General features: G+C 63.3%; 24 protein-coding genes. 2 read left to right on the plus strand and 22 right to left on the minus strand.

The features are described from left to right. Nucleotides 1-17: 17 nt before the first annotated feature. From JYK05_RS24440 to JYK05_RS24465, 6 genes are all read right to left on the minus strand, one after another. Entirely contained in the window at nucleotides 18-1,724 is a 1,707-nt protein-coding gene (locus JYK05_RS24440; protein ID WP_206470846.1) for an AMP-binding protein, read from the minus strand. Between the two features lie 459 nt (nucleotides 1,725-2,183). Further along, nucleotides 2,184-3,020: an alpha/beta fold hydrolase gene (locus JYK05_RS24445; protein ID WP_206470847.1), complete on the minus strand. Its 837-nt coding sequence runs from the start codon at nucleotides 3,018-3,020 to the stop codon at nucleotides 2,184-2,186. A 451-nt stretch (nucleotides 3,021-3,471) separates the two neighbouring features. Then, the gene (locus JYK05_RS24450) at nucleotides 3,472-3,978 is read right to left on the minus strand and encodes an MOSC domain-containing protein (RefSeq protein WP_206470848.1); all 507 of its coding nucleotides are present in this window, start codon (nucleotides 3,976-3,978) and stop codon (nucleotides 3,472-3,474) included. Between the two features lie 43 nt (nucleotides 3,979-4,021). Continuing rightward, nucleotides 4,022-4,582: a hypothetical protein gene (locus JYK05_RS24455; protein WP_206470849.1), complete on the minus strand. Its 561-nt coding sequence runs from the start codon at nucleotides 4,580-4,582 to the stop codon at nucleotides 4,022-4,024. A 297-nt stretch (nucleotides 4,583-4,879) separates the two neighbouring features. After that, the gene (locus tag JYK05_RS24460) at nucleotides 4,880-5,713 is read right to left on the minus strand and encodes a class II glutamine amidotransferase (protein WP_175945399.1); all 834 of its coding nucleotides are present in this window, start codon (nucleotides 5,711-5,713) and stop codon (nucleotides 4,880-4,882) included. 323 nt (nucleotides 5,714-6,036) lie between these two features. Further along, on the minus strand, nucleotides 6,037-7,137 hold the full coding sequence (locus JYK05_RS24465; protein WP_206470850.1) for an AI-2E family transporter: 1,101 nt from the start codon (nucleotides 7,135-7,137) through the stop codon (nucleotides 6,037-6,039). A 438-nt stretch (nucleotides 7,138-7,575) separates the two neighbouring features. Between JYK05_RS24465 and JYK05_RS24470 the strand changes: the two genes are divergently transcribed. Further along, a complete protein-coding gene (locus tag JYK05_RS24470; RefSeq protein WP_206470907.1) occupies nucleotides 7,576-8,166 on the plus strand; it encodes a YSC84-related protein in 591 nt (196 codons plus the stop codon). Nucleotides 8,167-8,210: 44 nt separating this feature from the next. Here JYK05_RS24470 and JYK05_RS24475 read toward each other — a convergent pair whose 3' ends face one another. The 6 genes from JYK05_RS24475 to JYK05_RS24500 all read right to left on the minus strand — a co-directional run bounded on the left by JYK05_RS24475 (nucleotide 8,211) and on the right by JYK05_RS24500 (nucleotide 13,656). Continuing rightward, nucleotides 8,211-9,401: an acetate/propionate family kinase gene (locus tag JYK05_RS24475; RefSeq protein WP_206470851.1), complete on the minus strand. Its 1,191-nt coding sequence runs from the start codon at nucleotides 9,399-9,401 to the stop codon at nucleotides 8,211-8,213. Nucleotides 9,402-9,405: 4 nt separating this feature from the next. Then, the gene (locus JYK05_RS24480) at nucleotides 9,406-10,344 is read right to left on the minus strand and encodes a phosphate acetyltransferase (protein ID WP_206470852.1); all 939 of its coding nucleotides are present in this window, start codon (nucleotides 10,342-10,344) and stop codon (nucleotides 9,406-9,408) included. A gap of 98 nt (nucleotides 10,345-10,442) precedes the next feature. Next, nucleotides 10,443-12,149 carry a SulP family inorganic anion transporter gene (locus tag JYK05_RS24485; protein WP_206470853.1) on the minus strand — a complete coding sequence of 569 codons (1,707 nt, stop codon included), beginning with the start codon at nucleotides 12,147-12,149 and terminating at the stop codon, nucleotides 10,443-10,445. A gap of 48 nt (nucleotides 12,150-12,197) precedes the next feature. Continuing rightward, on the minus strand, nucleotides 12,198-13,016 hold the full coding sequence (gene ppk2 / locus JYK05_RS24490) for a polyphosphate kinase 2 (RefSeq protein WP_175946162.1): 819 nt from the start codon (nucleotides 13,014-13,016) through the stop codon (nucleotides 12,198-12,200). 71 nt (nucleotides 13,017-13,087) lie between these two features. Next, the gene (locus JYK05_RS24495) at nucleotides 13,088-13,345 is read right to left on the minus strand and encodes an RNA-binding protein (protein WP_175945391.1); all 258 of its coding nucleotides are present in this window, start codon (nucleotides 13,343-13,345) and stop codon (nucleotides 13,088-13,090) included. A gap of 98 nt (nucleotides 13,346-13,443) precedes the next feature. Next, nucleotides 13,444-13,656 (minus strand): DUF2964 family protein, encoded by a 213-nt coding sequence (locus tag JYK05_RS24500; RefSeq protein WP_206470854.1) that lies wholly within the window; start codon nucleotides 13,654-13,656, stop codon nucleotides 13,444-13,446. 299 nt (nucleotides 13,657-13,955) lie between these two features. Between JYK05_RS24500 and JYK05_RS24505 the strand changes: the two genes are divergently transcribed. Further along, nucleotides 13,956-14,870 (plus strand): hypothetical protein, encoded by a 915-nt coding sequence (locus tag JYK05_RS24505; protein ID WP_241270148.1) that lies wholly within the window; start codon nucleotides 13,956-13,958, stop codon nucleotides 14,868-14,870. Between the two features lie 21 nt (nucleotides 14,871-14,891). On the opposite strand, the gene JYK05_RS24510 is transcribed toward JYK05_RS24505, so the two are convergent. The 10 genes from JYK05_RS24510 to JYK05_RS24555 all read right to left on the minus strand — a co-directional run bounded on the left by JYK05_RS24510 (nucleotide 14,892) and on the right by JYK05_RS24555 (nucleotide 22,898). Further along, complete coding sequence (locus JYK05_RS24510; RefSeq protein ID WP_206470855.1) at nucleotides 14,892-15,290, minus strand: RT0821/Lpp0805 family surface protein; 399 nt, start codon at nucleotides 15,288-15,290, stop codon at nucleotides 14,892-14,894. A 13-nt stretch (nucleotides 15,291-15,303) separates the two neighbouring features. Next, nucleotides 15,304-15,816 carry a hypothetical protein gene (locus JYK05_RS24515; RefSeq protein WP_206470856.1) on the minus strand — a complete coding sequence of 171 codons (513 nt, stop codon included), beginning with the start codon at nucleotides 15,814-15,816 and terminating at the stop codon, nucleotides 15,304-15,306. 2 nt (nucleotides 15,817-15,818) lie between these two features. Beyond that, nucleotides 15,819-16,406 (minus strand): hypothetical protein, encoded by a 588-nt coding sequence (locus tag JYK05_RS24520; RefSeq protein ID WP_206470857.1) that lies wholly within the window; start codon nucleotides 16,404-16,406, stop codon nucleotides 15,819-15,821. A gap of 43 nt (nucleotides 16,407-16,449) precedes the next feature. Continuing rightward, on the minus strand, nucleotides 16,450-16,923 hold the full coding sequence (locus tag JYK05_RS24525) for a glycine zipper family protein (RefSeq protein ID WP_175945383.1): 474 nt from the start codon (nucleotides 16,921-16,923) through the stop codon (nucleotides 16,450-16,452). Between the two features lie 46 nt (nucleotides 16,924-16,969). Continuing rightward, nucleotides 16,970-17,887 carry a DUF2950 domain-containing protein gene (locus tag JYK05_RS24530; protein ID WP_206470858.1) on the minus strand — a complete coding sequence of 306 codons (918 nt, stop codon included), beginning with the start codon at nucleotides 17,885-17,887 and terminating at the stop codon, nucleotides 16,970-16,972. Nucleotides 17,888-17,895: 8 nt separating this feature from the next. Then, nucleotides 17,896-19,122, minus strand: coding sequence for a DUF3300 domain-containing protein (locus JYK05_RS24535; protein ID WP_206470859.1), 1,227 nt, complete (start codon nucleotides 19,120-19,122; stop codon nucleotides 17,896-17,898). 160 nt (nucleotides 19,123-19,282) lie between these two features. After that, complete coding sequence (locus JYK05_RS24540; RefSeq protein WP_206470860.1) at nucleotides 19,283-19,438, minus strand: hypothetical protein; 156 nt, start codon at nucleotides 19,436-19,438, stop codon at nucleotides 19,283-19,285. 154 nt (nucleotides 19,439-19,592) lie between these two features. Then, on the minus strand, nucleotides 19,593-20,285 hold the full coding sequence (locus tag JYK05_RS24545) for a hypothetical protein (protein ID WP_206470861.1): 693 nt from the start codon (nucleotides 20,283-20,285) through the stop codon (nucleotides 19,593-19,595). Nucleotides 20,286-20,290: 5 nt separating this feature from the next. Further along, complete coding sequence (locus JYK05_RS24550) at nucleotides 20,291-21,286, minus strand: 2-hydroxyacid dehydrogenase (protein ID WP_206470862.1); 996 nt, start codon at nucleotides 21,284-21,286, stop codon at nucleotides 20,291-20,293. 22 nt (nucleotides 21,287-21,308) lie between these two features. Beyond that, nucleotides 21,309-22,898: a TrkA C-terminal domain-containing protein gene (locus JYK05_RS24555; protein ID WP_206470863.1), complete on the minus strand. Its 1,590-nt coding sequence runs from the start codon at nucleotides 22,896-22,898 to the stop codon at nucleotides 21,309-21,311. Nucleotides 22,899-22,951: the final 53 nt, after the last annotated feature.

Genomic DNA, 22,951 nt, shown 5'->3' on the forward strand with positions numbered 1-22,951 from the left:
GCGACGCTCCCGCAGCGTCAGTGTTGCGCTTGCAGGACTTCGTCCTCGAAAATGACCGATTGCCCGAGTTCGGCCCACGCGCGGGCAGCCGACAGGTAACGCTCCTCGATACTGCCGCGCCTGATTTTCATCGTCGGCGTGAGCAGGCCGCTGTCGATCCGCCACGAATCCTTGACGACCACGATGAAGTCCAGCTTCTCGTGGTCTTCGAGCGTCGCGTTAACGTTGTCCAGCAACGCGCGCAGTTCCGCCCGCAAGGCTTCGCGCGTCGCGGGGGCGTCCAGATCGCCCTGTGCCGCCGCCGACAGCATCACGAGCGCGAACGGCTGCGCGAATGCCGGTCCGGTGACGCAGACCGCTTCCACCTTCGGATGACTCAGCCGGTTCTCTATCGGCGCGGGGGTCACGTATTTGCCCTTGCTCGTTTTGAAGATCTCCTTCACTCGACCGGTGATCTTCAGCCGGCCGATCTCGTCCAGTTCACCGCGATCGCCTGTCCTGAAGAATCCGTCTTCCGTGAAACTGTCCGCAGTCAGCTCGGGCTGGCGATAGTACCCGAGCATCATCGTCGGCGACTTCAGCAGAATCTCGCCACTCTCGGCTATCTTGCATTCGACGTCGGGCATCGCCTGGCCCGAATAGCCGAGGCGCACAAGTCCGGGGCGGCTGTAGTGCGAATACGAGAAGTTCTCCGTCATCCCGTACACGTCCAGCAGTTCGAGACCGAGCGCGCGATACCAGTCCGTGATTTCCTCCGGCAGCGGCGCGGACCCGGTGAACGCGAGCCGCGTGGCGTCAAGGCCGAGCATAGTCAAGATCTGGCGTTTGAGCGCGCCGGCTTCGGGCGTGTCCGAAGGCAGCAGCGCCTGCTGCTCTTGCGGCAGCTTCGCGCAGATGCCGTGATAGAACTTGGTCCACAGACGCGGCATGGAGATGAAAAGCGTGGGCCGCGCCCGCAGCAGATCTTGCACGAAGGTCGCAAGGCTGTCGTTGAAGAACACGCGAAAGCCGTGGCACAGCGAATTGGCCTCGACGAACGAGCGCTCGGCCGTGTGCGCGAGCGGCAAATACGAGAGCACGCGCTCGGCCGGCGTGAAGCTGCCGAAGTCGCCCGAGCGCGTGGCGTACGCGAAGATGGTGCCGAAGCTGTGCATGACGCCCTTTGGACGCCCAGTGCTGCCCGACGTGTAGATGATCGTCGCGAGTTCGTCCGGCGACGGCAGATGCACGTCTTCGAGCGGCGCGGTGTCGGCGACGATATCGCTCCACCAGGACGCTTCGGGCGTGGCCGGCGACATCGGCAGGCCGACGAGCCGGGCGTTCGCAGGAACGACCTTGCGGATGGCGTTCCATGCGTCGGTCACGCCGTCGAGCTTGCCGACGAATACCACGCGCACGTTGCAATGCTCGAAGACGTATCGAGCGGTATCGGGATTGATCGTGGGATAGAGCGGCACCGAAACGTGGCCGGCGAGCCAGATGGCCAAATCCGCGATGATCCAGTGCGCGCTGTTCTTGCCGACGATGGAGATAGAGCTGCCTGGGGGCAACTGTAACGAGCGCAGCCAGCCGGCCATGCGCCGCGCCTCGTCGCCGACGTCCTTCCACGTGTAGTCGACGACGTGTCCGTCCGGCGTCGGTTCGGTCAGATAGATCGCATCCGGTTGCGTTTGCTCCCAGTGCAGAAACCGATGAACCAAGGTTCCCGAATTCGTACCGCTCATGATGTCTCCCACTCTATTCTTAAAATATGCCGCATCCATACTCGATGAGCGTATGCCGCGCGAGTCGGCTCGGCCAAGCGCTGATGCGCGCTCGCGGCGCGATGGCAAGTCGATCCGCGCGGCGCACCTCCGTTCACGTGGCCGCCGTTGACGCGGAACGACACAACAATACGCCGATACGGTCCTGCGTCGCCCACCCGTAAATAGGGGGGACGCGGCAGCGCAAACGGACGAAGCGCGCTTCGGCTCCGGCGCGCAGTCCATGCGAGCTCGGACTTGCATTCTATTGCGGCGGGCGATGCGCTCGACGGCGCGAGGCGCAAAGGCATTCAGGAATGCCAGAATGAAGAACGCGGCAGCCGTGGACTCCTGATGGAGCCGCGCGCCGCCGCGTGCAGCGCAGGCTCGCTTGCGCGAGCCCGGCATGGGTGACTTACGTCTGTCGCTTACGTCTGTCGCTTAGGACTGAATGAACGCGAGAAGGTCCGCGTTGAGCGTTTCCGCGTTGACCGTCAACATGCCGTGCGAGAAGCCGGGATACGTCTTCAGCGTGCCGTTCTTGAGCAGTTTGATCGACTTCAACGCGGCATCGGCGATGGGCACGATCTGATCGTCTTCGCCGTGCAGCACGAGCGTCGGCACGGAGATGGCGCGCAGGTCTTCCGTCTGGTCGGTCTCGGAGAACGCCTTGATGCCGTCGTAGTGCGCCTTGGCGCTACCCATCATGCCCTGGCGCCACCAGTTCTGGATCACGCCCTGATGCGCGGTCGCGCCCGGACGATTGAATCCGTAAAACGGACCCGCGGGAACATCGACGAAAAACTGCGCGCGGTTGTCGGCGAGCGCCTTACGGAAGCCGTCGAACACGTCGAGCGGCAGGCCTTCGGGATTCGCTTCGGTCTTGAGCATGAGCGGCGGCACGGCGCTGACGAGCACGGCCTTGGCGACGCGCCCCGCCGGTTCGCCGTGCTTCGCCACATAGCGCGCCACTTCCCCGCCGCCGGTCGAATGGCCGATGTGCACCGCATTGCGCAGGTCGAGCGCCTCGACGACGGCGAAGGCGTCCGCCGCGTAGTGGTCCATGTCGTGTCCGTCCGAAACCTGCGTCGAGCGGCCATGACCGCGCCGGTCATGAGCGATCACGCGATAACCCTTCTGCACGAAGAAGAGCATCTGCGCGTCCCAGTCGTCGGAAGACAACGGCCAGCCGTGATGGAAGACGATCGGCTGCGCATCCTTCGGACCCCAGTCCTTGTAGAAGATTTCGACGTTGTCTTTCGTTGTGACGTACGGCATGGTCATTTCCTCTTTGACGTTATAGAGCATTAGCCGGCGATCATTTTCCGGCGCCAATATGACAACCGCTACCGTGGGTGGCGGCTGGTACGACGAAGTGCGCAACGCGATGTGGGGAGAGTACGGACGCCGGCATCTTGGTGGAAGAGCGGCGGATGCAATGCATTGTTGCACTGGTGCGACGTGCCTTGCAACGAAGGTGTCCGGATACCAGAATCGGGACGATGCGATGCTGAACGCTAAGAGGAATAATCGGCACGGCGCGTTGCGCACGAGCACGCCGACGCGCTTGAAGCGGGTGCGCTTTCTCACCGATCTGGCGACCGCTGCTTGAATTCCGCGCCCATCATGCACCAGCCTAAAGCCGGTTGAAGGACAATCCACCGGCTGTCTTGGAGTCAGTTCGCCATGCGCGGCGGATGAGAGCCCTGCCCTCGTCCGCCGTTTCGCCTCACGGTTGCAGAAGACCGACCGGCTCGACCAGACTGCCCGTCTCGATGACGCCCTCTTCGACGACGCGCGCCGTGACGCCGCCGAAGCCTCGCACGGCGTTGTATCCGCCCACGCCGAAGGTTTCTTCCATCCGCGAACAGGGATGACATTCACCGGTCACGAAAAGGACCGCGCTGCCGATGCGGACCTGCCGGTCCTTCAGCGCGTTCAGGTTGATGCCGTCTGTAACGATGTTGCGCCGAAGGTCCAGTGGCGACACGCGCTCGCGCCCGAGATGGCTCGCAATCGCCCGCAGGCTTTCAGCTGCGATGAGCGTGACTTGCCGATTGCCGCGCGTGCGGCTGTAGTGATCGCCTTCCAACCCTCCGTCTGTCGATGCGCGAACTGAGCGCACTTCGACGAGCGGCACGCGCCGCGCGGCGCGCAGGCCGATCCATACGACTTTGCCCGAGCGAACCGGCGCGAGCATGAGCCGGGTCAGAGGGGAATCGGGATTGAGCGGCATCGATCGATGAGGTTCACGTGGCAGTGGGCCATTCTCGTGCGGTTCACGTTTCCGCGCTCGTCGGCGTCCAGCCGAAGACCTCCTCGAAACGCTCGCGAAACGGCGTTCGAATGCCGGCGGGCGACTGCCGGACATAGGCTTCGGCGCGGCCGCGCTCTTCTTCGCCGAGCGATTGCAGATAGGTGACCGCTTCATCGACGCTCGGCATGCGGCCGTTGACCTCACGCGATTTGGGCGGCAGCGCCGTCCAGATCACGGCGTCGGCGCCGTTGCGTTCGAGCCATGAGGCGATTGCATGCGATTGCGGATACGTCATGCCTGAGGGCGCGGGAATGCTGCCGATCCATTCGACGACATTGGCCCGCACATCCTCACGCGCGCGCAACGCCTCGCGCGCGGCGTCGAGCGAGTCGAGAGCGACCCGCGCCCAGAACGTGGGTTGCAAAGGTCCCGACTCCAGTACGACGAGGCTCACGATCTCGCCGTCCGAATGGCGTGCGAATTCGAGCGGAAGCAGCGGGCCGCCCTCGCGCCATTCTCCGTCGATGGGGAACCCTTTGAGATTCCATAGCAACGACCCCCACGCCACACAGACGATGTTCATGCGTTTCGCTTTCGTTGAAAAGGCTGGAGAAGCGAGCACGCCGCATGCCCACGAGATGCCGGGCGCGCGGCGCCGGTCGTCGCGCTGATTCGCGCGCACTGCCGGTTAGCGCAATGGAAATCGTGGCCGGAGCCGAAGTGCGCCGCTGATCACAGTGGACGCCATGACGTCCAAGGCCACGTAGACGAGCCATCCGAGTCGGGCCGCTTTCAGGGCGAACAGCGTGGACGAATCATGGAAAGCCCGACAACGAGTCGCGCAGTGATCAAACGTTGAACCGCGCGTCAGGTCCCTGTATCAGGCTGCTTGCGGCTCGAACGGAAACTGTTCGACTTCGCCGCCCTGCGCGACGACCACCGTGCTCTCCGGAATCTCCTGCCACCATCCGGGCAAATCGGCGAGCGGCTCGGACACGACAAGGAAGGCGTCCTCTCCGGTCATCGCGATGCGCGGATCGTCGGGATACAACTCGTGCAAGTGACGGAACGACGTGTTGTGAAAGAGCGAGCGCGACTGTCTTTCGCTCGAATAGCGGACTGCCACGATTTGCTCGCCGTCGGTTGCGCAGACCGTCATGTTCAGCGGGTCCGCCACGCCATGGCGGCGGGCGGTGTCCTCAACGAAGGCCACCATCCGCTTGAGCGCGGTGACAGGCGCATGCGCCAGACCGAACGTGAGCGCGAGGAAGAACAGCACTTCCGAATCGGTCGATCCTTCGATCGACGGGAACAGTTCGGGCGCAACCGCCACCATCAGATCGCGGCGCAACGCCGGAAAATTGCGCACGAGGCCGTTGTGCATGAAGAGCCACCGGCCGTAACGGAACGGATGACAGTTCGTTTCCTGCGACGGCGTGCCGGTCGCCGCGCGAATGTGCGCGACGAACAGCGGCGCGTGAATGGCGCGCGCGGCTTCGCGCAGGTTGCGATCGCTCCACGCCGGCTGAATGCAACGATAGCGAAACGGAATGTCGGTCGGATGCCCGTACCATCCGATCCCGAAGCCGTCCCCGTTGGTGGTGGTCTGGCCGAGCCGGGCGTGCAGGCTCTGGTCGATCAGCGAATGCTTCGCGTTGAAGAGCACGGTCTCGAGCTGAAGCGGATTGCCCGAATAGGCGAGCCAGCGGCACATGATCTTTCCTGTGGAAGGGGCGTGAGTCGGCGGCGCGTCTTCGCAGTAACGAAACCGGACGATCGGTCTGAGCCGCGCCGGCATCCCTCGCACGCGCAGGCCAGCAGGATCGACGATACACCGATTGTTCGCGTGCTGCCCTTGGCTCGAGGATCTTGCCGCGCATCACGCTCATGCTGCTGTCGAGCGCAACCGTGCGTGCCGTGGCTATGCCCGGCGATGATTCGCGAACATCGCCATGAGCAAGCCGCCGTCGTACCTGTTGCTCGGCAGTGTCTCCTTCACTTCGCTCAAGCGTGATCCACAAGGGCGTCGCTGGCTATTTAGACGCGCTCGCTCTGCACGATGGCATCCCGGTCAGGCTGATCCTTCACCCACCGCCAGAAAAGCTTATAGGCCACCGCGAGCATGACCGGGCCGATGAAGAGTCCAATCACGCCGCCCGTGACCATGCCGCCGAGCGCGCCGATCAGCACCACGGGCATGGGCACCGCCACGCCACGGCCCAGCAGCAAGGGCTTGAGCACGTTATCGGCGAGCCCCGCTATGAAGACATAAATCGCGAAAGCAATCGTCGCCGCGCTGAAGCCCTCGGTCAGCACGACATAGACGATAACCGGCAGCGTGATGAAGGTCGCGGGAAGCTGCATGATCCCGAGCAGCAGCACGCCCAGCGCGAGCAGACCGGCGCCGGGAATGTCCACTACGATGAACGCGATGCCGATCAACAACATCTGAATGAACGCGATGCCGACCACGCCCTGCGCGACGGCGCGAATGGTCGCCGTGGACAGATCGGCGATCTGCCGTCCGTTCTCCGGCCCGGAGATCCGCGATGCGATCAACACTGCGCTCTGATAGCCTTTCTCGCCGTGAGCCATGAAGATGCCGGCGACGATCAAGGCCAGGAAGAACACGACGAGCCCGGCGCCGAGACCGGTAATGGTGCCGAGCACGGCGAGGCCAGCCTGCTTCAACTGGGGCGTGAACTTCTGCGCGAGGACAGTGATATCCGTGGACGCCTGCGCCCAGAAGTCATAGACGTGACGGCCTACGAACGGCCATGCGGCGACCGAATCCGCCGGCGGCGGAATGTGCAGCGTGCCGCTCCTGATGATGGACATCGCGTGCTCCATCGAATTCGCTATTGCCACGCCGAGCAGGTACGTCGGCACCAAAATCACAGCGAACGCGACGAGGATGATGAGCGACGCGATGACTCCGTTCCTGCCCCCGAGCGGACCGCGAAGCTTGACCTGTAGCGGATACAGCGTGACCGCCAGGATGAGTGCCCAGACCATGAGATTCAGGAATGGCACGAAGACGCGAAAGCAGAAGACGGCGAGAACGGCGACGAGACCTGCGCGAATCAAGACATCGAGCAACTCGCGCGATAGCGTGCGTTCGGAAACTGGAGTGAGCATTTCGTGCCTCCTCGCGGCTTGCCGCGGAGCGTGACGCGCGGCTGACCACGGTTGCCGGGACCATCGACTTTCAGCGCGCCGGCTCGCAAGCAGCCACCGGTCCGACAGCATACGACCACATACGACCACTAATGACACGACGCGGACATGACGTTCACCGCAGAGGCGCTAAAGAAAGCGTTTCCCCGTCCAAGTCTAGGACGGACAGTCCGACTTCTCAAACAAATCCACTGCGATGCAGCGAGAGGAAGTTTTACGCTGTAATCGGGATTCGTTTGGCCGGGAAAAACGGCTCAAAACACGCGCTTCGCACCCGCAGCACACCTTAACGCGCCGTAGGGACAAGCGAGGGTCGCGGTTCCGGGTCCATGTGCTATAACTTTCTTTGCACCCCGTGTCTCAATTCAACGCTTCGTTAGCCAAACGGTGGAAACCATGATGCAAAGACGAATTCTCGTGACGGCATCTTCCGCCGTCCTCGCGCTGAGTTGCCTCGCACTGAATGGCTGCACCATGAACAGAAACGCGGGCACCGAGCAAGCGGCGGGGGCCGCCGATCAGCGGCGCTCCATCGACGCCGATGTCGACAGCACCATCCAGCGGCTTTATGCGAGCGTTCCCGGTTCGCGGGAACTGGTCGGCAAGGCCCGCGGCATCCTCGTGTTTCCGTCGGTACTGCAGGCCGGCCTCGTGGTCGGCGCGGAATACGGCAAAGGCGCGCTTCGCGTAGGCGGCCACACGGTCGGCTACTACAGCACGACTTCCGGCTCGTTCGGCCTGCAGGCCGGCGCGCAGTCGAAGGCGCTCATCTTTCTCTTCATGACGCAAGAGGCGCTCGACAACTTCCGCAACTCCAAGGGCTGGTCAGCGGGAGCGGATGCATCGGTGGCGCTTCTCAAGATGGGCGCGAACGGCAAGCTCGATACGACCACCGCCACCAAGCCGGTCAATGCGATCGTATTGACGAACGCTGGCCTGATGGCGGATGCCTCGCTTCAGGGCACGAAAATAAGCCGACTGGACGAATAAAGCCGCGTCGCTTTCTACGAGCATGAGATCGCGCAGCGCCCGCATCAACGGGATGCGCGATCCATCACGCTGCGCGCGTGACGCGCGATCATCAGTTCTTCGTTCGTCGGAATCACCCACGCGCCGACTTTGCTCGTCGCCGTGCTGATGCGCGTTTGACCGCGCGCGTTCGCATCTGTATCGAGTTCGATGCCCCACCATCGCGCTTCATCGCACACGCGCCGCCGTATTTCGGCAGCATGTTCGCCGATGCCTGCGGTGAACACGAGAGCGTCCAGGCCGTGCAGCGCCGCGCTCATCGAACCGATCTCGCGGGCGATCCGGTACACATACAGGTCGATGGCAAAGCGCGCGCGTGCGTCGCTGCTTGCCAGAAGCGCGCGCATGTCGCCCGATACGCCGGACACGCCGAGCAGCCCCGAGCGGCGATACAGCAGGTCCTCGATCTCGCGCGCGCTCATGTTCATCTCGTCTAGCAGATACAGGATCACGCCGGGATCGAGGTTGCCGCAGCGCGTGCCCATCATCAGGCCATCCAGCGCCGTGAATCCCATCGTGCTGGCTACGCTCTTGCCCGCCGACATCGCGCATAGGCTCGCGCCGTTGCCCAGATGCGCGACCACGGTGCGCCCGTCTGCTGCCGCGGGCGCGAGGTCCGGCAGCGCGCTTGCAATGTACTCGTACGAAAGACCATGAAATCCATAGCGCCGCACGCCCTTCTCAGTGAGCGATGCCGGCAGCGCAAATGCCTGCGCCAGCGCGGGCTGTGCCGCGTGAAACGCCGTGTCGAAGCACGCGACTTGCGGCATGGCCGGATTGCGCTCCGCGATGATTCGTATCGGCTTCAGGTTGTGCGGCTGATGCAGCGGCGCGAGTGGCGTGAGGGCGTCGAGTTCGGCGATCACATTCGCGTCGATCAGCACCGGCTCCGTGAAATGCGCGCCGCCATGCACGACGCGATGCCCCACTCCCACAAGGCGATGCCCTTCGCCATGCGCGCGCAGAAAGTCGGCGATATGCGTAATGGCTTGCGCGTGTTCGAGCGTCGAGCCGTCCGGCCACGCATGCGCGCCGGTCTGCTCGCCGCGCGCGTCGAACGCGGCGAAGCGCGGCGCGCCGAAGAGCCCTTCCGCCTGCCCGCGCGAAACGAGCGCTAGATCGGGGCTTTGCGCGTCGAATGCGCTGAACTTGATGCTCGATGAACCCGCGTTCAGAACCAGAATGACGTCGGCCATCTTTTCACCCCGTCACGTGCAGTTCTTCGCGGCGCTTGGCCGCGACCAGCGAGGCGATCGCGCACGAGGCCAGCCGCGATTGCAGCGAATCGGCGCGACTCGTCAGGATGATCGGCACGCGCGCCCCGAGCACGATGCCCGCGGCATCCGCGCCCGCGAGAAACGACAGGCTTTTCGCGAGCATGTTGCCCGCTTCGAGGTCCGGCACGATGAGCACGTTCGCGCGCCCCGCGACCGGCGAGTCGATCTTCTTCGTGTGCGCGGCTTCCAGATCGATGGCATTGTCCAGCGCGAGCGGCCCGTCGACGAGCGCACCCGTGATCTGATGCCGGTCCACCATCTTGCAGAGCGCCGCCGCTTCGATCGTGGACGGCACTTTCGGGTTCACCGTTTCCATCGCCGAGAGAATCGCCACGCGCACTTCCTCGAGGCGCAATGCATGGCCAAGATCGATCGCGTTCTGCACGATGTCGACTTTATCCGCGAGCGTCGGCGCAATGTTGATCGCCGCATCGCTGATGATGAGCGCGTTCTGATGCCCCGGTACGTCCATGATGAAGCAGTGGCTCACGCGCCGCGCGGTGCGCAGGCCACCTTCGCGCTTCACGACCGCCGCCATGACCTCGTCGGTGTGCAGGCTGCCTTTCATGAGCGCTTCGACGCGCGCTTCGCGTACGCTGTCCACCGCCAGTTGCGCGGCCGCGTGGCTGTGCGGCGCGTCGACTAGCGGATAGCGCGAGATGTCGAGCCCGCACTCGCCGGCTATCTCGTGGATCCGGTCGCTCGGCCCGAACAGTTGCGGCGCGATCAGCCCCATCTCGGCAGCCTTCACCGCGCCTTCGAGCGAAGTCCGGTCGCACGGATGCACGACCGCAGTGGCAAGCGGCGGCAGCGTCGTGGAAATCTCGATCAGCCGTTGATACTTCTCATGCGTATGCTCCATGAATGCCTCCAGCAGGAATTTCAAGGAAGCGCAGGTGCGCTCATGACGTGACCTTCAAGGCGATGCCGACGACGCCCAACGTTCGGTCATGCCGACGGTCAACGCGCCTCGCTCGTTGCAACGGTGTCGCGATATCTGGCGACCACATGCTCCAGGTTGTAGAACATGCGCGCCTCGCCTAACGACTCGCCGAGCGGCGAACGGCGCACGCTGTCGAGCACGCTCGGATTCAAGCCCGCGAGCCATAGCACGGTGCCGTTTGCACTCAGGCGTTGTTCGGCTTCCGCGAGCATCTTGAGCGCGGTGTATTCGAGGTCGAAAACACGGCTCAGGTCCAGCACGACGATATGTGCATCGGCATCCTGAACGATTGGACGAATTTTGTCGGCCACGCGCTGCGCGTTGACGAAGAAGATTCGTCCTTCGGGACGCAGCAGGAGCATGCCGGGAAACGCTTCGTCGTCGGGATGTCGCACCGATGCCGGCCGGAATACGTTGGTGCCGGGTATGCGCTTGAGCACGTACAGCGGCGGATTCGACACCTGATGCGCGAGCATCAGCAGCGAGACCACGATGGCGACGACAATGCCCGCGAGCGTTCCCACCAACACGACGCCCACGCATGCAGTAAGCGCCCAGACGAACTCGGTCTTGCGCACTCTCAGGATCGCGCGGAATTCGGCCACGCTGAAGAGGCCGATTGAGTAATACACGACGACTGCGGCAAGCGTTGCGTGCGGCATCAACGCCATTAGCGGCGCGAATATCAGCATGACGGCGAGCGCGATGAGTGCCGTGACGATCTGCGCGCATTGGGTACGCGCGCCGGCTTGGCGGTTGACGGCGGTCTGGCTCGTGCCGCCGCCGGACACCATGCCTCCGAAGAGCGCGCTTCCGACATTCGCGATACCTGTCGCGAAGAGTTCGCGGTTGGCGTTGGGCGGCGGCTCGTCGTTGCGTGCGAACGCGCGGCCCGCCGCGATGCTTTCGGTGAAGCTCATCAGCGCAATGCCCAGTGCGTGCGGCCAGAGCGCGAGCGCAAGCGCCGGGTCCGGCTTCACCCACGAGGGCAGTCCTGCGGGAACCACGCCCACCGTCTCGACGCCATGCGAGCGCAAGCCGAAGACGGCAACGGCCGCGATCGCCGCCGCTACCACGATGAGCGGCGCAGGCGCGTGCGGCGCGAATCGCTCCAGCGCGACCAAGGCGGCGATGCTGATGAACGCGAGCGCCGTCGTGGCCGGCGACGCGTGCGGCAGGTTGCCGATCAACGACGCCACGCTGTGAAAGAACGATTCCTTCGGGAAATGAATCCCGAATAGCTTCGGCAACTGATCCACGACGATCACGATGGCCACGCCCGCCTTGAATCCCACGAGCACCGGCTCGGAGATGAAGTCCGCGACGAAGCCCATTCGCAACACGGCCGCCGCCACGAGCATGCCGCCGACGAGAGCGGTCAGCGTGGCGTTCAGGGTCGCGAGCATCTGCGGATCGCCGGCCTTGGTCATCATGCCGAGCGTATCGCCCGCAAGAATGGCAAGCGTGGTGGTGGTGCTGACGCTCAGCACGCGCGACGCGCCCGTGAGCGCGTAGATAAGCATCGGTACGCACGCTGTGTAGAGGCCCACCTGCACGGGCAAGCCTGCGATCGTCGCGTAAGCGAGCGCCTTCGGAATGACGACAGCCGCAGCCGTCGCGCCCGCGATCACGTCGGCATGCGCCCACTGCTTGTCGTAGCGCGACAGCCACTCGGGCATCATCCCGGCGCGGGTGGCGCGAGCGGCGGATGCGCGTTCCGGCATGGCGACTCCCTCGGTGAGCGGGCGGTGCGGCGTCGACGGCAAGAGGCATCAGAACCGCTCGGGCACGTACCTCAGCGGATGATCGCTCTCGCGGTAGCCCTCCGGCTTCTGCCTTTTCGGCAGCTTCACCTTTTCGCGGGGAAGCACGGTGTAAGGGATGTTCTCGAGCAGGTGACTGATGAGATTGAGCCTCGCGCGCCGCTTGTCGTCCGAACGCACGACGTACCACGGTGCATCGTCGGTGTCCGTCGCGGCGAACATGTCGTCGCGCGCACGCGAGTAGTCGTACCAGCGGCTATAGGAGCGCAGGTCCATCGGCGAGAGCTTCCAGATCTTGCGCTCATCGTGGATGCGCGCTTCGAGGCGGCGGGTCTGCTCTTCTTCGCTCACTTCGAGCCAGTACTTCAGCAGGATCACTCCGGAGTCGATGATCGCGCGCTCGACGAGCGGCACGCCCTTTAGGAAGGTCTGCACTTGCTCGGGCGTGCAGAACCCCATCACGCGCTCCACCCCCGCGCGGTTGTACCAACTTCGGTCGAATAGCGCGATTTCGCCTGCAGCGGGAAGGTGCGGGATATAGCGCTGAAAGTACATCTGCGTTTTCTCGCGCTCCGTGGGCGCCGGCAGCGCGATCACGCGAAAGATACGCGGACTCACGCGCTCCGTGAGTGCCTTGATGGTACCGCCCTTGCCCGCGCCGTCGCGTCCCTCGAACACCACGCAGATTTTCGCGCCGGTATGCACGGTCCACTGCTGTAGCCTCACGAGTTCCACATGCAGGCGCGCCAGTTCCTTCTCATACTGCTTTCCGCTCAGACGATTTCCCGAGCGCGCGCCTTCCGATTCCCCGGCAACCTTGTCTTCCATCGCGTTGGCTCCCCATTGGTTCTCGATCTGCACTCAAGCGTGGCGCTCGTTTCAAGCGACGCGCGCGTGCTTCACGTTTCATTGCGCTCGGGCATGACCTGCACCACGAGCGTGCGGTCCTTCCAGAACATGTTGTGGACGCGCGGCTGCAGCGTGCGCAGCATGTGCGGCTCGAGCGAGTGGAAGCTCACGACCGCGGCGGGACGTTCGCCGGTGCCGGGAACGCGTTCTATCGCGTCGAACGCAGGAAACCCGTACTTGCAGAGAAATTCGCGGATCTCATCGTCCGTCGTGTTCGGTTCGACATTGCCTAGCCAGAGATCACTCATTGCGATGTTCTCCCTCAATGCACCGGTTAGAGCCAGTGACTTTGACGAGCCGCGTGCCTGACCATGTCGCGCGTCGGCCGTGTGATGTGCTTAACGAATTAACCGCGTTCGTCCCGCGCCTTAGATTTGCGCTGCGCGAGCGGATTGAGCGCGCTCACGAATATGACGATGCCTATGGCGAGCGCGAACATGCCATAGCGAAATTCGGACGTGGTGTCATACAGAAGACCGTGAATCGTGGCATACAGCCCGAACAACCAGATGAAAACGCCGATTGCGGCACACACGCTTCGAAGCTCGATTCGTCTCATCCATGCCTCCGCGGTTGCCATGCATCGGATACTTCAGTTTAGGAAATTCTGAGTGGTCCTGTGGACACACTTGCTGCAATCCGCTTGGCGCGTTCGGCGCGTTGGACTAAATTGCTAGCGTATTGCCCCTAAGATCGAGCCACCGCGCCGGTCCTGCGACCGGCGGCGCGAAAGGATGCAGGTCCGACTTGGACAGCCGTGCATCTCAACAGAGGCCGAGCATGCCGAACGCGATTCTCAAGCACGGCCGATTGCATGGATTCGTGGCTTCGTTGCTCCCGCTTGTTCTTTCGTTGCCGATGGATTACGCAAAGGCTCAGAACACGCCACCGCAGGCGCCGGGCCGCACGTTCGTCGGCGCGAACGTCAAGCAGTACGCGGACGCGGTGCTCGCGATCATGTCGTACACGGCCGTGCCCGACGTGACCACGAGCTCGCTCTCCATCAATAGCGGCACTACCGGCAACCCGGGTTTCGGTCAGACGCAATTCGGCGGCGGCTTTACCATCAGCAGGTCGTTTCCGCTCTATCTCGAAGGCACGGTCGCCTATAGCCGCTACGATCCGACCTTCATCGCCACCGACGGCAATCAGGAACGTCCCGTGCCCACCAAATGGAACACGGCGAGCACGACGGTGGGCATCGGCTGGGACTTCCCGATTACCGATGAACTGCGCTTGCGGCCGATCGTGAACGGCATGGTAGGCCGCGTGGCGAGCGACCTGCGCATCGCGCAGACCGTCTTCAACCATGTGGCCGACGCGAACCTGCAATTCCTCGAAGACGGCGTGCTCAACGCCTATGGCGTCGGCGGGTCGCTGATGCTCGATCTCGAACACTATCGCGAGCATTACGAAGTCGACGTGGAACTGCGCGCGACCGATATCTATCTACGCAGCTTCGGCTCGTCGTCCGATGCCGTGCAGGGTTCGGCGACCGCGCAGCAATTCAGCCTGTGGGCTCGCTGGCGCGCGCCGACCGGCCTGAGCGCGTTAGACAGGCCGCTTCGCTACGTGCTCGAAACCGCGTACTCGCATTACTTCGGCGACAGCGCCGGCGCGCTCGGCTTCAACGACCTTACCTCGGTCGGTGTGGGTCTGGAACTCGACAGCAGAAAGTACCCGATTGTCATCACGCGCACGCGCGCCATGGTGCGTTATGTCTTCGGACACAACGTGCATGGCGTGTCCTTCGGATTCGCTGTTAGCTTTTGACTCTTTCGCCACCTGCGGCCTTCACCGCTTCTTGATGCGCCATTCGCCGCTCGCCTTCTTGCAGGCGACCGGCGTCCAGCGCTGCGTCTGCCCTTTCGCGACGGCAACGAGCGTCACGCTGCGGCACGTTTCGCCGCCGCTTTGCGTGGTGTCGCGCGGCGTGACGGTGCCTTCGATATGAACCGGATTGCCCGTGCCTTCATTGTTCCAGGGAACCGACTGCCCGTCCTTCTGCGTGTCGAGCGCATGCTGGGCCGCGCGGTTGAGCGCCTGGCGGTCAGCGGGCTTCATATAGCTGATCGGCGTGTCGCGCAGGAAGTTCAGATTGTTGGCGAACGCGCACGCGCACGACATCGCGAGCGTCGCCGCGACGCTGCATTTGGCGACCGTGTATGCGAGACCGCGCGAAATCCCGATCATGGTTCGGTGTCCTTTATAACACGTTGCGTTGGCTCGGATCGTACTTCGGGTCGGGCTGCTTCTGCGTTTGGCGCAGCACGCCCTGTTCGTCGAAATAAAAGTGGAACAACATATGATCGATGTTGTTCTCCATGTACCGATACGACCACACGTCGCGATTCATTCGCTTGTAATGCGCCGTCTCGAACGGGCGGCCGAAGTTCATCAATACGTCGTCGCGCGTCCATTTGCCTACTTCCGCGCGGTAGAACTCGTTGTCCTGAAGCACTTGCCGGACGCTCACCACCTTGCCCGATGCATCGACATCGACGGCGGTGGTGGTGCTGCCCATCGGCTGCGTGGGCCACATGAGCCGCTTGCCGCCGCCCGGCAGGTCATACGTCTCTTTGGGCGTTCCCAGCCGCGCGACGATAGCCTGCTGATCCATACCCGCCTCGACGTGCTGCTCCGGCTGCGCGCAGCCTGCGAGCGCAAACACGGCGATGCATGCGCTGCGTGATAACGCCACTCCGATGCGTTTTGGCATGGCTATTTCTTCGCGGCCGGTTCCACGGATATCGCGAGCGCCTCCGTATAGACGGCCTTCACTTGATCGCCCTTCTTTACGCGCTTGAGCCGTTCCGGGTCCTCGACATGCAGGTCCAGCGTATTGCCTCGCGGTCCACGCAGCGTGACGGTCTTCGCATGACGGTCAACTGCCACGACGTCGGCGATGATGGTCACTTCGCGGCCAATTTCCCCGCCCGGCTTCGCGCCAACGGGCGCACGCTCGGCCGTCGCCTTCTCGGACGCCGATGGCGACGTCTTCTTGTCGACGAGACTCAGTGTCAGCGATTCACGATACTGCGCGGTCACGAGATCGCCCACCGCAAGCTGGTCGAAATTGCGCGCCTCGTTCGTCACTTCCAGTTCCATGACCTTGCCGGCCGCTGTCTTGAGCGTGACGGTGCGCGTTGCCGGGTCGATGCCGACAATGGTCGCGGTCACTTTCGACACACCTTGCACGGTAGCGCCGTTCGCGTCCCGCGTAATGGTCGCGTCGGTTTGCGGCTCGGCTGCGAATGCGGTTGCGAAAAGGACAAGGCATGAGATGACGACCAGACTGACACGCTTCATTTCGACACTCCTCATTCAATTGACGCAAGAAGGCTCGCTAACGCTACTGGATGGAATAGCCGCGTCCCTGCATGCACGCGGCCCACGCGCGGTTATACGTGTCCATGGCGCCCTGGCTCTGCGCTTGCGCGTTGGCCTGCTGCGCGCGCCGGTTCTGACGGGCCCTCACGCCGCCCGCCATGGTGCCGGCGGTCGCGCCGATGGCCGCGCCCTTGCCGGCATCCCCCGTGATCGCGCCGATCACCGCGCCGCCGGCCGCGCCGCGCGCCGCGCCGGCCACGCGCTCGCCGCCGCCTACAGCCGGGCCCGATTGGGGCGGCGGCGCCGTCGATGCGGTCGCCGGATCGATACCCGTGTTGCTCTTCGCCCAGCTGTAGCACGCGCCGTCATCCTTCTGTTGCTGCTGCGCGCTTTGTCCTTTCGACGGATACGCGATTGGCTTGCTTTGCGCAAGAGCATCCAGGGCGAGCGAGGCGATCACAATGGCGGCGAGCGCGCGCCAGCACGTTGCATTCATATGGACTCCTTTATGTGTCGGAATTTCAGACGGGGGATCCTATCCGTCACGGTTCGTTCACGCGCGTCCACGTCGGGTCCGGATCGAATTCCGTCAGCGGTTGCGCGGACGGGCCCCGGTTCTTCTGATACACTACGCCGTTGTTATTGACAATGAATGTCATGACGCCGCTCTCGCCGTATTGCGCCGGGTACGCCACCATCGCGAAGCCGGCCAGCATGCGCCCATTGATGATGTAGCTGAAAGCGCCTCCCGGCGCGTTCTTGCCTTGCCGCGTGAGAATGCGAAAGTGGTAGCCGTGATACGGGTCGCCCGCGTGACGGTCCTTGAAATAGGTCGAGCTCGCGGCGATCAGCGGACCGAAGGGACTTTGTTCTTCGCCCCGAGTCGCATCCGCTGGCCAGTAGAGTCCGTCGCGCTTGCCGGGCGAACTGCCGAGCTTGCGCGCGTACTGCAACACGCCGTCCCCCATGCGATCTTGGGAAGCGTACTCGCGCTGGGCATCGAGATACGCGCGCAGCACCTTGATCGCCTCGCGCTCGCTCGCGCCGATACGCCGGTCCAGCACCTCCTGCTCGCCCTCTTCCGTGGCGAAGCGCCAGACGCCGTTCTCTCGAACGAGCGGAATGGGCATGGGCCACGCATCGTCGCCGATCACGAGAATGCGTCGGTCGGGCGAAGCCTCTTCGAGCCGGTGAAACGCCTCGAATTCGGCGAGCGCATTGGCGCGCAACTGGCGATTCTCGGCTTCGTCGGATGTCACGACGAGTCGCTTGTGCGCGCTGCCGAAGATGCTGATGAGCGCGGCGTCATCGTCCGATTTGAGCGCCTGCACGAGTGCGCTGACGGCTTCCTCGGGTGTCGCGAATGTCTGCTGGTCGGTCGCTGCGAAGACCGTCGCGGGCGCGAGCAACATCGCGACTGTCGCGAACGAAATGACGAGACGAGTCAACTTAGTGTTCATAGGCGCCCCTAGCGACGACCCCCGCGGCCGCCACCGAAGCTGCGACCTCCGCCTCCTGAGAAGCCGCCGCCTCCGCCGCCACCGAAGCCGCCGCCCTGGAAGTTGCGACCGCCTTGGCCGCCTGCCATCGACTGCCGGCTCGCGGCCCCGCGCGCGCTGTCCGCGCGGGCGCTTTGACCCGAGCCATAGCCGCTCAATGCATCGCCGCCGCGCGCCTGAAAGTTCGACGCGCCATGCGCGCGAGGCGTGTTCTGCATGGCGAGTTGCGTGCGTGCGGACGCGCGCTCGGTGCCGCCGGCCCCGCCGAAACCCGCACCTCCTCCGCTCCCACGCGAAGGCGCGTCGCCCACGCGCTGCATCGAGGAACGCCCGCCCGTGCCGGAGACCTGTCCCGGCTTCTTCTCGGAGCGCCATGTGCTCGACTGTTGCGTTGCGCCCGATCCCGACCGGTTCGCCGCGCGATTGCTCAGGTTGGTCTGCACGTCGGCTCGATTGGCGTTCTGTTCGCGGTTGATGTTGATGGTGTTATTGCCGCCGTTATAGTTGGCCTCGTACCGTCCGCCGTTCCACGCCGCGGTGATGGCCGCGCCCCAGATCATTCCCGTGGCGAACGCCGCGCCGGGCGCATACGGATAGTAGTAGACGGGGTAAGGCGCCGGAGCGTACGTATAGACCGGCGTCGGACTGCTCACGACCACCGTGGACGGGTTGTACTGCGGTACATAGATGACTTCTGGATTAGACGGCACGATCTTGATCACTTCCTTCTCGACCACGACCGTCTGCTTGTCGTCGCTCTTCAGGTTGCCGACTGATTGAGTCTGCCGGCGAAAACGCTGCACGGCTTGCAAGACGGCGTTCTGATCCGCCACGACCGCTTCGCCGAGCGCAACCGTCCAGTCGAGATCGGTGCTCATCTTCTTCACTATCTCGGGATAGTTGAGCAGCGCCTTCACCGAGTCTTGCCAGCGTTCATCGACCGGAAGATTCTTGTCCGTCTTTCTGCGTTCGAGAAACCGGTCGGCCTGCACCACTTCGACCGGATACGTCGAAGCCGGAAGAATGATCGCAACGAGGTCGTCGGGATAGAGCGCGATGGGACCGACGAGCTTGTCGATATCCGCGGCACTCATTGCGGCGGGCGGCGGGACGCTTGCCGCCGGCGCCTGAGCGAGCGAATGCGTGCCACATGCGAGCGCCGACACGAGCAGAAGCACGTTGATGAACTTGGGCATTGTTCTCTTGCCACCGGGTGGCCGTCTCTCGCCTGTTCTACCAATTCGCCTAAAGCGCAAGCTGTGCCTCGCAGCGCAGTGGGTCTTTCACCGATCGTTTAAGACAGTGAGAAAACTCATTCATTCATGCTTAAGAGACGCTTAAGGGCGTTTGAATACCTTATTGAGCCGCGCCATGATGGGCGGCGGCAATCGCCGCATCACGCTCCTTCGCGGCTTCCGCCTTCTTCTGTTCATAGACGAATCGGGCGGCGTCGGGCACTCTGGAAAACGAGGCGATGCGCAAGGAAATACACGAGCAAAGCAGCGTCTTCATTCGATACTTTGGTTTCGCCGCTTATAGCGCAACGCGCTAAAGAGCGCGGCCATGAGCACGAGATAGTGATTGAAAGATATGCGAACCCTTTGGCGAATTCAAGACTCGGGCGCGGTCATTTAGATGCATCCATCGGCTGGCCGGTCGATCTGACTTACCCGCCCAGCGCGATGATCGCCATCGTCAGAAGCACGCCCAACGTCACCATCGCCAACCCCGCTTTCAGCGCACCCCATCCCGCATAGGATCCCAAAGCAACGCCGCATCCGAATAGCATGACGAGCGTCAGCGCGCGTGACACGAGCAACGCAGTGGGAACATGCCGGATGATGACGAACGGAGCGGCGACCGGAAACGTGGACAGCACGATAATGATGAAGATGCCGAGCGCGGCAAGAAAATCGTCGCGCTCCAGCGAGGGACGCTCCGGAAGCGCATCGTATCGAGCGATCCGGCTGCGAATCGATTCCAGCTCGGCGTCCGAGAAGAATGGCGCGAGAAACGGCGGAAGTCTCGCGCGCAGTTCTCGCACGCCTTCGGCCGCGTCGAGTTCGCGCTTGATCGCAAACGCGAGTGTGCGCCGCCGTCCCCGGTTCACGAGCGTGCGCATCAGATACATGACGGCATCCGCGAGCCCCCAAGCGAGATTGCAGCCGAGGGCCGTGTACAGCATCTTGCGGCCGGCATCTTCGCCGCTCGTCGCCGCCGACACCGTACCGACGAACGTCAGCGCCATGAACAACCCGAAGCATAGTTCGGAAACGCGGTCGACCGTGTCCAGCACGGGCGCTCGCGTGTTGCCGCGCGGTTCGGCGAGTGCGGCGTCGGCGGTGGTGTCCGGCAGCATGACTATCACCCGGTCTTGACTTCGTTCACGAGCGGGTCGTTATGCTCGAACGCAGTAATGCTCGCGATCGTCGTCTCACAGATAGTCGTAAGCGCCTCGCGTGTCAAATACGCCTGATGCCCGGTCACGATCACATTGGGGAATGAGATGAGCCGCTGAATGATGTCGTCCGGAATGATTTCGTTGGACAGATCGCGGAAAAACAAGTCCGCCTCCTGCTCGTACACGTCGATCGCGAGCCCGCCCAGTTGCCCGCTTTTCAGTGCTTCTATCACGGCCCCGGTGTCGATGAGCGCGCCGCGGCTCGTGTTGATGAGCAAGGCGCCGCGCTTGGCACGCTGAAGCGTGTCCGCATTGATGATGTGATGCGTCGCGGGCGTCAGCGGACAGTGCAGTGAAATGACATCGGCCTTTTCCCCGATCTCACCTGGCTGCGTATAACGCAGGCCCATCGCCTCGAATTCTTGCGAGGGATACGGATCGTAGCCGATCACATTACAGCCGAAGCCGAGCATGATCTTCGCAAAGACGCAGCCGATTTTACCGGTGCCCACGACGGCCACCGTCTTGCCGCACAGATCGAAGCCGGTGAGTCCGTCGAGAGAGAAATTGGAATCGCGCGTACGGTTGTAGGCGCGATGCACCTTTCGATTAATGGCGAGCAACAGCGCGACGGCATGTTCGGCGACTGAGTTCGGCGAATAAGTTACGACGCGAACGACCTTCAGCCCAAGGCGCGCGGCGGCTTCGAGGTCGACGTTGTTGAAGCCCGTGCAGCGCAGCGCGAGCAATCCGGTGCCGCCGCCTTTCAGCGCCTCCAGAACGGCGGCGTCTGCTTTGTCATTCACGAAGATGCACGCCGCGCCGAATCCTGCGGCCTCTCCGACCGTATCGCGATTCAGCGACACGTCGAGGTATTTGAGCCTGTGGTGCGCGGATTCGTTCGCCTGGTCCAGAAACTCGCGCTCGTAACGCGTCGAACTGAATATCGCCACGTCCATGATTTCATCTCCAATACGAGAGCTAGCCGCTAGCCAGCGAGATTGCGATCTGCACGAACAGCACTTTGACGATGGTCATCGACGGGAAAATCATCGCGTACATGACGTCGGGCTGATCCGTGGGCGCGATACGATTGGCGAAGGCGAGAATGGCAGGATTGCCGGTCGCGCCGCATACGACGCCGGCCGAGGTATCGAAGGGCAGCTTGAATAGCCATAGACACGACGCGGCTGTGACGCCCACGAGCACGAGCAGCGTGATCACGCCGTAAAGGAGCAGCAGCGGCCCCGCTGTGCCCACGGTCGCCACGAATTTCGGCCCGCATGAAATGCCGACCTGCGCAAGAAAAATCGTGAGCCCGAGGTTGCGGAGAACCAGATTCGCCGATAGCGGCATGACCCACACGAACGGTCCGTTGCGCCTTGCTTTGCCAAGGCACAGCGCGAGCAGCAGCAACGCAGCGAGACCGAGGCTGAAGCTGCCGAGGCCCGGCACACGCAACGGAACAGCGCCCAGCAACAGCCCCGCCGCAGCGCCTATTCCGAGGCAAATGAAGCTGAGGTCCGCCGTGCCCTTGATCGAATCGCCGAAGAACGCCCGAATCGTCGCGCGATGCGCGCGATTCACGAGCACGCCCACGCGGTCCCCTGCTTCGAGAATGAGATCGGGCGTCGAGAGTAAATCGGCGTCGCCCCGGCGCACATGCGCGATCGAACAGTTCACGCCGCCGGGAAAGCGCAGCTTGCCGAGCGGCATGCCGACCACCGCCGAATTCGATGCGAACACGCGCATATAGTCGATGTCTTCGCGATCGCTCGCGATGCGTCCTGGCTGCGACTCGCCGCATAAGGCCGTGGCCTCGTCGAGCAGGCGCTTGTCCGTGGCGGTGACAAGCAGCACGTCGTCGGACTGCACGATGAAGTCGTCGGCGGGCAACTGATTACGGTGCGCGCGCCGCACCGCCGCAATCGACACGCCCAGCGGCAAGCGGCTCAATAGTTCCGATAAGCGCAGCCCGAAGAAGCTCGCGTTCTTGAGCGCTATTTCTGCCGTTTCGAGTACCTTCGCTGGCGGCTTCGGAATCGAGACTTTCAGCAGCACGTTAAGCGCATAGAGAAACAGAATGGGACCGGCCACGCCGAACGGATAAGCGACGCTATAGCCCACGGCCGCATCGTTGCTCTTCATCGACGCAATGGCGACTTGAAGACTTGCCGTGCTGGTCCCGCTGCCGGCGAACATGCCCAGCGCATCAGCGAGCGTGATGCCGAAGCGGATAAAAGCGCATGACACGAGACCCGCGGCAATCACGCCGAGGCAAGCGGCCGCGTTCGCCTTCGCTCCTTCCCGGCTCGTGAGCCCTCTGAAGAACTGCGCGCCATACTGAATGCCGATGCCGTATAGAAACAGCAGCAAGCCGAGCGTGCCGAGCAAGGCCGGCGGCGCCGACTTCGGCGCAAAGGCGCCGACGGCGAGTCCGACGAACAGCACGGCCCCCGAGCCGAGCGCGACGCCTTTGATCGTGATCTCGCCGATGAGATAGCCTAATGCGATCGTGAGAAACAATGCGAAAAGCGATTGGCTTTCGAGAAACGTTCTGACTGCATCCATGCGGCCTCCCGTTTTTGAATCAGGCAACGCAGCGATACACGAACATTAAAGGC

The sequence above is a fragment of the Caballeronia sp. M1242 genome, from assembly GCF_017220215.1.
Classification (GTDB): Bacteria; Pseudomonadota; Gammaproteobacteria; order Burkholderiales; family Burkholderiaceae; genus Caballeronia.